The organism is Flavobacterium magnesitis (assembly GCF_041729735.1).
Classification (GTDB): domain Bacteria; phylum Bacteroidota; class Bacteroidia; order Flavobacteriales; family Flavobacteriaceae; genus Flavobacterium; species Flavobacterium magnesitis.
Genome location: NZ_JBCFQK010000023.1, coordinates 54,143 through 66,414, shown reverse-complemented (window position 1 = coordinate 66,414; position 12,272 = coordinate 54,143). Strand labels below are relative to the sequence as shown.

Below are 12,272 nucleotides of genomic sequence, written 5' to 3'. Positions count from 1 at the left end.
AGAAAGAAATAGCCATTTCTTATTAATTATGGAATTAGGCTATCTATGAATTTTATATATTATATTTGCAACTTTTAAAATCAAAACCAAAACGCATAGCGAAAACGCTAGCTGTAAACAATACGATCATGAAAGCAGGAATTGTAGGATTACCAAACGTAGGGAAATCAACTTTATTTAATTGTTTGTCCAATGCTAAGGCGCAAAGTGCAAACTTTCCATTTTGTACTATAGAACCTAATATTGGTGTGGTAAATGTACCAGATCCACGTATCAATAAATTAGAGGAATTAGTAAAACCAGAACGTGTTCAAATGGCAACTGTTGATATTGTTGATATTGCAGGTTTGGTAAAAGGAGCAAGTAAAGGAGAAGGTCTTGGAAATCAATTCTTGGGTAACATTAGAGAATGTAATGCTATTATTCATGTATTGCGTTGTTTTGATAATGATAATATTGTTCACGTTGACGGAAATGTGAATCCAATTCGCGATAAAGAAACGATTGATATCGAATTGCAATTGAAAGATTTAGAAACGGTCGAAAAACGTTTAGAAAAAGTAAATCGTGCAGCTAAAACTGGAAATAAAGAAGCACAAACAGAGAAAGCACTTTTAGATAGAATTAGAGAAGCGTTATTGCAAGCGAAATCAGCTCGTACTATTCTTCCACAAAATAATGATGAGGAAGTTTTATTGGAAACTTTTCAGTTAATTACAGCAAAACCAGTATTGTATGTTTGTAATGTAGATGAAAATTCAGCTGTAAACGGAAATAAATATGTAGACCAAGTAAAAGAATTAGTAAAAGACGAAGATGCTGAAGTAATCATACTTTCTGTTGGTGCAGAAGCTGATATCACAGAATTAGAAAGTTATGAAGAGCGTCAGGTTTTCTTAGAAGACATGGGACTTGAAGAGCCAGGAGCTTCTGTTTTAATTCGCGCAGCTTACAAATTATTAAAGCAACAAACTTATTTTACCGCAGGTGTAAAAGAAGTTCGTGCCTGGACTATCAATATTGGTTCTACAGCACCACAAGCTGCTGGTGTTATTCACACTGATTTTGAAAAAGGATTCATTCGTGCTGAAGTAATTTCGTATGAGGATTATGTTACTTACGGTTCTGAAGCAAAAGCTAAAGAAGCTGGGAAATTTAAAGTTGAAGGAAAAGAATATATCGTTAAAGATGGTGATGTGATGCATTTCCGTTTTAATGTATAGTTTATAGAATATAGAACAAAGAATATAGATAAAACTGCTCAAGGAATTGGGCAGTTTTTTTATGAAAAAATGTTAGGATAGAGATAACTGCATGGTTATAATGTAATTTTTAAAGCGAATGTTGAAAATTTTTACTTTCTAAAATTGCTTAAATTTGAAAATATTGTAAAATTCAGAAATTCAAAATAATGAAGCCTAAAGAATTTTTATCGAGAGCAGGATTTCTTTTAAAAGAAAGTGGTTTGGCTTTCTTAGATGATAATGCTATTAAATTAAGTGCTGCTCTATCGTATTATACCATTTTTGCATTGCCTCCATTATTAATTATTATAATCACCATTTGTGGCTTTTTCTTTGGTGAGGAAGCTGTTTCGGGACAATTATACGGACAGATTAATGAACTCATTGGTAATGATGCTGCAATCCAGATTCAAAATGCTATCAAGAATGTTGCTCTTGCAGATAGTAATGTTTTTGTGAGCATTTTTGGGGTATTGATGTTGCTTATTGGTGCTTCGGGTGTATTTGCAGAAATTCAAAGTTCGATTAATTTTATATGGGAAATTAGTGCAAAACCAAAAAGAGGATTGAAAAAATTCATTCAAAATAGGGTAATGTCTTTTTCTATGATTGCTTCCGTTGGATTTTTAATGTTGGTGAGTTTAATGGTCAATACAGTATTGGATGTATTGAGCGGAAGGATTATGAATTATTTTCCTGAAAGTGCTTTTTATTTTTTTTATGTACTTAATATCGTTATCGTTTTTGCTATAATTACGCTGTTATTTACTATTATTTTTAGAACACTTCCTGATGGAATTATTAAAATGAAAGATGCTTTAATTGGAGCTTCATTTACGGCCTTATTTTTCATAATAGGCAAATTTGCGATCGGATTCTATTTAGGAAGTTCTTCAATTGCTACGTTGTATGGAGCGGCAGGTTCAATAATAATAATTTTGGTTTGGGTGTATTATTCGGCAATCATTTTATATTTTGGAGCTGAGTTTACAAAAGTGTATGCCAAGAATTTTGGTGGAGCGATTAGGCCAAATAAATATTCTGTACGAATAAAAAAAGAGATTATAGAGATTGATCCAACTTTAAAATAAAATAAATGAAAATAATAGCTTTTGGCGCAAGCCCTAGTAAAAATTCGATCAATAAAAAATTAGCTACTTATGCAGCTTCAATTTTCGAAAATGCTGAAGTAGAGGTTTTGGATTTGAATAATTATCAAATGCCTTTGTTTAGTGTGGATATCGAAGCTGAAATTGGTCAACACGATTTAGCGAAAGCTTTTTTGACGAAAATAAAATCAGCTGATTTTTTAGTGGTTTCTTTGGCGGAAAATAACGGAAATTATTCGGCGGCTTTTAAAAACGTATTCGATTGGTGTTCTCGAATTGATGTTAAAGTATTTCAAGAAAAACCTATGCTGCTTATGGCTACTTCTCCAGGTGGTAGAGGAGGAGCGTCAGTTTTAGAAATTGCTAAAAACGCTTTTCCGCGTTATGGAGCTGATGTTAAAGCTACTTTTTTATTGCCTAGTTTTAATGCTAATTTTGATATAGAAAAGGGAAAGATTTCTAATGATGAATTAGACAATCAATTGAAAGTAATTATTAACAGTTTGGGAATCTAAAATTCTAATTTTTACTTTCGGTTTTCTTGTTTTTCTTTGTCAATATTATTCTTAATAACTTTGGTTCATTCTGCTTTTAAAATCTATCGGGAAATCTTATATTAGCACAAAATCGATAAATTTTAAAATGTCTGAACAAAATCAATACAACGAAGATAATATTCGATCGCTCGACTGGAAAGAGCACATCCGTATGCGTCCCGGAATGTATATCGGGAAATTGGGTGATGGTTCTTCGCCAGATGATGGAATTTACATTTTATTAAAAGAAGTGCTTGACAACTGTATCGATGAGTTTGTCATGGGTGCTGGAAAAACGATTGAAGTATCGATCAAAGACAAAACGGTTTCTGTTCGTGATTACGGTCGTGGAATTCCGTTAGGAAAAGTGGTTGATGTAGTTTCTAAAATGAATACTGGTGGAAAGTACGATTCCTTAGCTTTTAAAAAATCCGTAGGTTTAAATGGCGTTGGTACTAAGGCGGTGAATGCTTTGTCGAATTATTTCCGTGTGGAATCAGTTCGGGAAGAAAAACAAAAAGCTGCCGAATTTTCTGCTGGAAACTTAGTCTTAGAAGAAGATGTAATTGAAACTACTAAACGAAAAGGAACTAAAGTTACTTTTATCCCTGATGAAGCTATTTTTAAAAATTACAAATTTAGAAATGAGTATGTAATTAAAATGCTAAAGAATTATTGTTATCTGAATACAGGATTGACTATAATTTATAACGGCGAAAAATATTTCTCTGATTTTGGACTACGTGACTTATTAGACGAAAATATAGCTGAAGAAGATAAGGTTTACAATATTATTCATCTAAAAGGAGATGATATCGAGATTGCTATGACTCATAGTAAATCCCAATACAGCGAGGAATATCACTCTTTTGTAAATGGACAAAATACGACTCAGGGAGGAACGCATTTGGTGGCTTTTAGAGAAGCTATTGTAAAAACCATCCGTGAGTTTTATAACAAAGGTTTTGAACCTTCCGATATTCGAAAATCCATCGTTGGTGCGGTAAGTATCAAGGTGATGGAACCCGTTTTTGAATCGCAAACTAAAACCAAATTAGGTTCTACCGATATTGGTTCAGAGCCAGGAATGCCATCTGTTCGAACATTTGTAAACGACTTCGTGAAAAATAATTTAGACAATTATTTACATAAAAATCCGGAAACTGCCGATTTGCTTTTACGCAAAATTTTGCAAGCTGAAAGAGAGCGTAAAGAACTTTCGGGCATTCGGAAATTAGCGAAAGACCGAGCAAAAAAAGCCAGTTTACACAATAAAAAATTACGTGATTGCCGAGTGCATTTACCAGATGTTAAAAATCCAAGGTATTTAGAAAGTACACTTTTTATAACCGAGGGAGATTCGGCATCGGGATCTATTACCAAATCTCGTGACGTGAATACACAAGCTGTTTTTAGTTTACGAGGAAAACCATTGAACTCTTATGGCATGAGCAAGAAAATTGTTTATGAAAATGAGGAATTTAACTTGTTGCAAGCCGCTTTAGATATCGAAGACGATATGGAAAACCTACGTTACAATAATATTGTAATTGCTACCGATGCCGATGTTGACGGAATGCACATTCGATTGTTATTGATTACTTTTTTTCTGCAGTTTTTTCCCGAATTAATCAAAGAAGGGCATTTGTATATTTTGCAAACACCATTGTTTAGAGTTCGAAATAAAAAAGAAACCATTTATTGCTATTCTGAAGAAGAGCGTAAAGCTGCCATTGAAAAGCTGAAACCAAAACCAGAAATCACCCGATTTAAAGGTTTGGGAGAGATTTCTCCTGATGAGTTCAAGAATTTCATTGGAGAAACGATCCGTTTAGATCCTATTATGATGGATAAAAATACTTCGATTGAGCAATTATTGTCATTCTATATGGGAAAAAATACACCAGACAGACAAGAATTTATTATTAAGAATTTGAAAGTGGAGTTGGATACATTGGAGGCAAGCTAGAAATAGTTTAAAAGAGGAAAAAATTGTCAAAAGATCTTCAAAATAAAGTTTTATTCCAGCAAGTAGTTGAGCTATTGCAAAATGCTCGGCAACAGGTTTTACGTACTGTAAATTCAACAATGGTTTACACCTATTTTGAAATTGGAAGAATAATAGTTGAAGAAGAACAAAGTGGAAAAGACCGGGCTGAATATGGAAAGCAAATTCTAAAAGGGCTTTCTAAACAATTGACAAATGAGTTTGGGAAAGGGTTTTCGGTAGATAATTTGCAAAATATGAGGAAATTGTATTTAGTATATTCAATTTCCGAGACAGTGTCTAGTATTTCAAAAGATACCAATCAAAAATACGAGACAGTGTCTAGTATTTCTAAAAGTCAAGATAGAATTGAATTAGCAAAAGTTACTTTGAATTTTAGATTGACATGGTCTCATTATATATTTTTAATAAATATTGATGACCAGAAAGAAAGAAAATTCTATGAAATTGAGGCGATTAAGTATCGATGGAGTCTAAGAGAATTAAAACGCCAATACAATTCTGCACTTTATACAAGATTGGCTTTGAGCCGAGATAAGGAAGGAGTTTTAAAACTTTCAGAACAAGGTCAGATCATTGAGAAACCAAAAGATATTATCAAAGATCCTTATATTCTAGAATTTCTTGGATTGCCAGAATTGCATCAATATTCTGAAACAGAATTAGAAGCAGAAATTATCAGTAAGCTAGAGCATTTTCTTTTAGAATTAGGTCACGGATTTACATTTGTTGCCCGCCAGGAAAGGATTACTTTTGATGATAAACATTTCCGAATTGATTTGGTTTTCTATAATCGGATTTTGAAATGTTTTGTTCTAATTGACTTGAAAATTGGTGAATTAAAACATCAGGATTTAGGTCAGATGCAAATGTATGTCAATTATTACGATAGAGAAATGCGATTGGAAGATGAAAATAAAACCATTGGAATAGTACTTTGTCAAAACAAAAGTGATTTAGTTGTTGAGTATACTTTACCAGAAAATAATGAGCAAATTTTTGCCAGCAAATACAAAACAGTTCTTCCTAGTAAGGAAGATTTGATAAAATTAATTTCGTAATTTGAATAAATGAAAGACGAAGAAGACGATAACATAATTCCGGATAACGAAGAAAATAATTCAGAAGAAAATCCACTTGATGAAAATCAGGAAGGAGAGGATGCTGATGAAATTATTCCTGTGGTAGATGCCAAACATTTTGAAGGACAGCATTTTTACGAGAACGACGAAAACAGCGAAGATACCATTACCAAAGTTACGGGAATGTATAAAGACTGGTTCCTGGATTATGCTTCTTATGTTATTCTGGAGCGTGCCGTTCCTGCTATCGAAGACGGATTCAAACCAGTACAACGACGAATTATGCATTCGCTTAAAGAGCTAGATGATGGTCGTTATAACAAGGTTGCCAATGTTGTTGGTCACACCATGCAGTATCATCCTCATGGTGATGCGAGTATTGGTGATGCCATGGTGCAAATTGGTCAAAAAGATTTATTGATCGATTGCCAGGGAAACTGGGGAAATATTTTAACAGGTGATGGAGCGGCGGCTTCACGTTATATTGAGGCACGTTTGTCAAAATTTGCTTTGGAGGTTTTGTATTCTCCAAAAATTACCGATTGGGGTGTTTCTTATGATGGTCGTCGTGCAGAACCAAATAATCTTCCTGTAAAATTTCCGTTGCTTTTGGCTCAGGGTGCCGAAGGAATTGCTGTTGGACTTTCTACAAAAGTTTTACCACATAATTTTAATGAGTTGATAGATGCTTCTATCAAAATTTTGAAAGGAAAACCGTTTACATTATATCCTGATTTTATGACACAAGGTATTGCAGATGTGTCTAATTATAATGACGGATTGCGTGGCGGACGTGTACGTGTGCGTGCTAAAATTGCCCAACTCGATAAAAATACTTTGGCAATTACCCAAATTCCGTTTTCGACAAATACTACAACTTTGATTGATAGTATTTTGAAGGCGAATGATAAAGGAAAAATCAAAATCAAGAAAATTGAAGACAATACTGCTGCTGAGGTTGAAATTTTAATTCATCTTTACCCAGGAGTTTCTCCCGATAAAACCATTGATGCATTATTTGCTTTTACGGCTTGCGAAACTTCTGTAGCACCCTTAGGTTGTGTTATCGAAGACAATAAACCATTGTTTATTGGAGTTTCGGAAATGTTGAAAATTTCGACAGCAAGAACTCAAGATTTACTACGTCAGGAATTAGAAATTCAATTAGAAGAATTAAAAAATAAATGGCATTTTTCTACTTTAGAGAAAATCTTCATTCGTGAGGAAATGTATATTGATTTCAAATTGTATTCTGACAGAGAATCTTTGTACAAATACATGTACGACCGATTTGAACCTTTCAGCGAATCATTTGTCAGAGTAATTAATGATGACGATTTACAGCGATTGACGCAAATTCCGATGATTCGTATTACTCGTTTTGACTCAGATAAAGCCGATGATTTTATTTCGAAATTAGAAGAAGAAATGAAAGAAGTAGAATTTCATTTAGCCAATTTAACCGATTTTGCCATTGCCTATTTTACTAAATTAAAAGAGAAATACGGAAAAGGACGTGAACGCCAAACGGAATTACGCATTTTTGATGATATCGAAGCGACAAAAGTGGTATTGCGAAACACGAAACTGTATGTTAATAGAGCTGAAGGTTTTGTGGGAACGAGTTTAAAAAAAGACGAATACGTTACTGATTGTTCTGATATTGACGATGTAATTGTTTTTCTACGCGATGGAAATATGATGGTTACAAAAGTGGATGCGAAGACTTTTGTTGGAAAAGATATCATTCACGTAGCTGTTTTTGACAAAAGCGATAAACGTACTATTTACAATGTGATTTATCGTGATGGAAAATCAGGACCTTCATACATTAAGAGGTTTAATGTTTCGGGAGTTACAAGAGATAAATTATATGATTTAACTAATGGAACTAAAGGTTCGCAAATTTTGTATTTTACTTGTAATCCAAATGGAGAAGCAGAAGTAGTTACGGTTATTTTACGTCAGGTAGGAACTATCAAGAAATTGAAATTTGATATTGATTTTGCCAATTTAGCAATAAAAGGAAGAGCTTCAAAAGGAAATTTGGCATCCAAATATCCAATCAAAAAAATAGAAATTAAGGAGAAAGGAATTTCTACTTTATTGCCAAGAAAAATTTGGTACGATGATACAGTGCAACGCTTGAATGTTGATGCGAGAGGAGAATTATTAGGCGAATTTAGACCCAATGATAAAATTTTAATAATCCAGCAATCAGGAAAATTAAAAGTAGTTATTCCTGAATTGACAACTCATTTTGAGGAGGATATGATTGTTTTAGAAAAATGGATTCCTAAAAAACCTATTTCGGTTATTTATTATGATGGCGAAAAAGAGCGTTATTACTTAAAACGTTTCTTGGTGGAAACCGAAAACAAAGAAGAAACTTTTATAACGGAACATCCTAATTCGCAATTAGAAATTGTATCGACGGATTATCGTCCAGTTGCGCAATTGGTTTATCCAAAGATAAAAGGAGTTCAAAAAGAGAGTTTACAGGTGGATATTGAAGAATTTATTGCTGTAAAAGGAATTAAAGCATTAGGAAATCAATTGACGACAGAGAAATTAAAACAAGTGAATTTGTTAGAATCTTTGCCTTATGAAGCTCCAGAAGAAGTTATTCCGGAGGAAATGGAAGTCAGAGGCGAATTAAATGCTGATGATGGTCCCATCCAACTGGATGATGACGGTCAAATTGGCCTAATTTTAGAATAACAAAAAAGCTTCCGCCATGGTGGAAGCTTTTTTTTGACTTTTATCTAAAGAGATGATACAGCATAAGAGCATCTTTTTCTCTTAACTTTTTTAATATTTTAAGAAAAGCGATAGCGGTAATGTAAGCATCTCCTATGGCGGTATGTCTGTCTTTTTTAGAAATATCAAATTTATCGGCTAGATCGTCCAAGGTGTAATGATCCTTATGTTGCAGTAAATTCGATTTTATTAATGTTTTTTTGTATAAAGTAGCGGTATCCAAAGTTCTGTTTGTAATTTTAGCTAATCCGTTTCTAACCAAAGCATTATTAATCATTGTCATGTCAAATTTTGTATGATGAGCAACAATAATCGAATCGCCTAAATAATCTAAAAACAATTGTAATACTTGAAGTTCCGATTTGTGATCCAAAACATCACTTCTGATGATACCATGAATTTGTACGCTGGATTTATCAAAATGTTCCTGATCCATATAATGTTCAAAAGCATTTTGTAAATTGATTGTTCCGTTTTGCAAAGTAATGGCGCCAATACAAAGAATTCGGTCATTTGCATAATCAAAACCAGTAGTTTCAGTATCTAAAACAACAAAACGTTCCGATTCTATAGGACGATTTAATTTTTCGTCAATGGGTTCTTTCAGAATGCCTAAAATTTGGAGCGACTCAATAATTTTTTCTTTTAGCGTCATTATATTGTGATTTTTCCAGGATTAAAACGCATCGAAATAACTTCTTGTAATTCTTTTATAGTTTTAAAAGCACCTTTTAGTTTTACTTTTTCTAATTTCGAAAGCGCCTCTAATTCGATAAATTGCCCCGAATCATGGTGTAAAAGTCCTTGTTTGGTTCGGAATTTCAGTAATGCTTTGTATGAATATGCACAAGACAAATACAATTCTTTATTTTGAGGCTCGAGTTCGGCTAGTTTTTCAAAACGTTCGGGCGTATTACTAATTCCTTTTACTGAATGCGATAAGATTAAAACTCGGGCAGCATCGGCTAATGGCATTAAAGCGCGTCTTTTAATATCAAAGAAATCTTTGTGAGCGCCATCTTGTTCAACTAGAAATTGCCTGAAAAATCCTGTTGGCGATGGACTTTGTAAAGCACCACTAACCAAATGAACATAGAAAATAGGATTAGCATCAATATCGCCAAAAATATAATCAGCTAGTTCATTAGCCAGTTCCCGGTCTCCATAAGACAAACTATAATCAAAAAAGATAAAAGAGAGTAATACTTCATCTTTTCCAGGTTTGCTAATCCAGTCGTGAACTAATTCTTTCCATTGGTTTAAACTCAAACACCATTTTGGGTTGGAGGCCATCATTTCGGCAGGACAATATTCGTAACCAATTTCAAAAAGACCTTTGTTCACTATTGCTGCTAATTCTAGAAAATACTTGCTTGTTTTTTCTTGTAATTCTTCGGGAACATCTTCATAAATCAGCGCATTGTCCTGATCGGTATGTAATAATTGTTCACTACGACCTTGACTTCCTAAAGCTAGCCAGGAAAATCGAACAGGCGGTGGAGTTCTCATTTTAGCTAATGACAATTCTATAACTCTTTTGATACAAGCATCGTTTAGTTCGGTAATGATTTTAGATGTTAATGTTATTGGGATGTTTTGATCTAAATATCCTTGTAAGAGTTGCATTATTTTGGCTCGAATCGGTTTGATTGCTTTGGCTTTTTTAACCCTTTTTAAAGCTTTTATCAGTACCGCAGGATTATTTCCTAAGGCTACCATCAAATCATGTTTGGATAGAATTCCTACTGCTTTTGTATTGGCTGTTCCATCTTTAGTAAGGCACAAGTGGCTGATGTTGCTTTTCATCATTGCCATTTGCGCTTGTGTAATCGTCATTTTTTTAGAATAAGTAATTACAGGCGAATTCATAATTACATCAGCCGTGGTGTTGATAGAATATTCTCCGGTTACAATTTTATTTCTTAAATCTTTGTCGGTAATAATTCCTATTGGTAACATATCTTCGACCACGAGCATGGCACCAATATTTTTCTTAGTCATTGTCACAGCAATTTCTTTAGCAGTTGCTGCACGCGAACAAGTAATTATTTTTTTAGAGTATTTAATAGGCTGTAAGTCCAGAATTTTATTGTCGGTATCGATAACTTCTCCAATATTTTCTCCATTAAAAACGTCTCCGTACAATTTATCGCTATGACTTTTAGAAAAAGGATTCTGCGTATTTGAAGCAAAACTGTCTATGATAAAACTCCCAACATCAGGATTTTTTATTGCATAAGGTTTGAAAATAGCAATGGGAATGGCATATAAAATGGTTTCTTCGTGAGTTGTGGCTTCCATTTTATAGTTTTCGTGTGCAATTAATGGTCGTAAACCAAATATATCACCTTCATCGCACATATCCAGAATATCATTATGCTCTTTTTTACGGAGTTCTATTGCACCTTTATGCACCACATAAAAGGAGTCGTGAGTTTCTTCATTTTCGGTAAAAATCACAACTCCTTTGTCTTTGTATATAATTGAAACTTGCTCCGAAAGGACTTCAATATCGTGTTGGTCTAAAAAGCTGAAAGGAGGGAAGTTTTTTAAAAAATCGGCTACTCTTTGCGAAATGGTATTTTTCATTAGAATTTATTTTATGGCTAGGGTTTGGTTGTTATTATTGAAAATAAAAATTTGTACTGATTTTTATATCGTATGCTAATGTATTAATTTTTATGTTTTATAATCAAAAAAAAGCCCCCATTAAGGAGCTTCTTTATAGTAAAATTTGTTGGATTTATTTCTTTTTTGACATTTTCATGTTCAAAACTTCTACCATAAGCGAAAAAGATATGGCAAAATACAAATAGCCTTTTGGAATTGGAGTAACATGACTACCAAAAACTAAAGCATTAGATAGGTGAGCACTTTCGGTAATTAGCATCAAACCAATTAAGATTAAAAATGACAAACCTAAAATTTGAATAGAAGGATTTTTGTTTACAAAAGTACCTACAGGAACAGCAAATTGCATCATAATTAAAATAGAAATAACTACTGCTGTAATCATAATGTATAATGCACCAGGAACACCATTAGTCATCCCCACTGCAGTTAAAATACTATCAAAAGAAAACACTAAGTCAATCAGGATAATTTGTACAATAACGCTGCTGAAAGATTTTGTAACTGTTTTGCTTGCTTCTTTTTCTTCCTCGCCTTTGTGGTCAACTTTTTCTCTAATTTCGGTGGTGCTTTTATAGATTAAGAATAATCCACCTAATAACAAAATGATACTTTGTCCAGAAACTTGGGCGTTTATCCAACTAAAATCAATGGTAAACCAAGGTGCTTTCATAGCAATTAAGTGAGATATTCCCAAAAGAAGAAGAATACGCATAAACATTGCTAAGAACATACCAATTTTAGTGGCTTTCTTACGACTTTCTTTAGGTAACTTTCCTGTAGCTATAGATATAAAAATGATATTATCGATTCCTAAAATAATTTCAAGAAAAGTTAGAGTTAACAGCGCAATCCAAGCATCAGCATTTAAAAATACTTCCATAATATTGGGTTGAAAATTA

9 protein-coding genes are annotated in these 12,272 nt (G+C 33.3%); 6 read left to right on the top strand and 3 right to left on the bottom strand.

Annotation, left to right across the window (positions count from 1 at the left end):
- Window positions 1–128 precede the first annotated feature (128 nt).
- The 6 genes from ychF to AAGV33_RS13840 all read left to right on the top strand — a co-directional run bounded on the left by ychF (window position 129) and on the right by AAGV33_RS13840 (window position 8,700).
- Complete coding sequence (gene ychF, locus AAGV33_RS13865; RefSeq protein WP_373392727.1) at window positions 129–1,223, top strand: redox-regulated ATPase YchF; 1,095 nt, start codon at window positions 129–131, stop codon at window positions 1,221–1,223.
- A 188-nt stretch (window positions 1,224–1,411) separates the two neighbouring features.
- Window positions 1,412–2,335: a YihY/virulence factor BrkB family protein gene (locus AAGV33_RS13860; RefSeq protein WP_373392726.1), complete on the top strand. Its 924-nt coding sequence runs from the start codon at window positions 1,412–1,414 to the stop codon at window positions 2,333–2,335.
- 5 nt (window positions 2,336–2,340) lie between these two features.
- Window positions 2,341–2,868 (top strand): NADPH-dependent FMN reductase, encoded by a 528-nt coding sequence (locus AAGV33_RS13855; RefSeq protein WP_373392724.1) that lies wholly within the window; start codon window positions 2,341–2,343, stop codon window positions 2,866–2,868.
- Between the two features lie 127 nt (window positions 2,869–2,995).
- Window positions 2,996–4,858 carry a DNA topoisomerase IV subunit B gene (locus tag AAGV33_RS13850; protein WP_373392723.1) on the top strand — a complete coding sequence of 621 codons (1,863 nt, stop codon included), beginning with the start codon at window positions 2,996–2,998 and terminating at the stop codon, window positions 4,856–4,858.
- Window positions 4,859–4,881: 23 nt separating this feature from the next.
- Window positions 4,882–5,958, top strand: coding sequence for a PDDEXK nuclease domain-containing protein (locus AAGV33_RS13845; RefSeq protein ID WP_373392722.1), 1,077 nt, complete (start codon window positions 4,882–4,884; stop codon window positions 5,956–5,958).
- A 9-nt stretch (window positions 5,959–5,967) separates the two neighbouring features.
- Window positions 5,968–8,700 carry a DNA gyrase/topoisomerase IV subunit A gene (locus AAGV33_RS13840; RefSeq protein WP_373392720.1) on the top strand — a complete coding sequence of 911 codons (2,733 nt, stop codon included), beginning with the start codon at window positions 5,968–5,970 and terminating at the stop codon, window positions 8,698–8,700.
- Window positions 8,701–8,740: 40 nt separating this feature from the next.
- Here AAGV33_RS13840 and AAGV33_RS13835 read toward each other — a convergent pair whose 3' ends face one another.
- The 3 genes from AAGV33_RS13835 to AAGV33_RS13825 form a co-directional block, all read right to left on the bottom strand.
- Window positions 8,741–9,394 (bottom strand): 3'-5' exonuclease, encoded by a 654-nt coding sequence (locus tag AAGV33_RS13835; RefSeq protein WP_373392718.1) that lies wholly within the window; start codon window positions 9,392–9,394, stop codon window positions 8,741–8,743.
- Window positions 9,394–11,328 carry a DUF294 nucleotidyltransferase-like domain-containing protein gene (locus AAGV33_RS13830; RefSeq protein ID WP_373392716.1) on the bottom strand — a complete coding sequence of 645 codons (1,935 nt, stop codon included), beginning with the start codon at window positions 11,326–11,328 and terminating at the stop codon, window positions 9,394–9,396. Before AAGV33_RS13830 ends, AAGV33_RS13835 begins: the two co-directional genes overlap by 1 nt.
- A gap of 154 nt (window positions 11,329–11,482) precedes the next feature.
- Window positions 11,483–12,253: a TerC family protein gene (locus AAGV33_RS13825; RefSeq protein WP_373392714.1), complete on the bottom strand. Its 771-nt coding sequence runs from the start codon at window positions 12,251–12,253 to the stop codon at window positions 11,483–11,485.
- Window positions 12,254–12,272 lie beyond the last annotated feature (19 nt).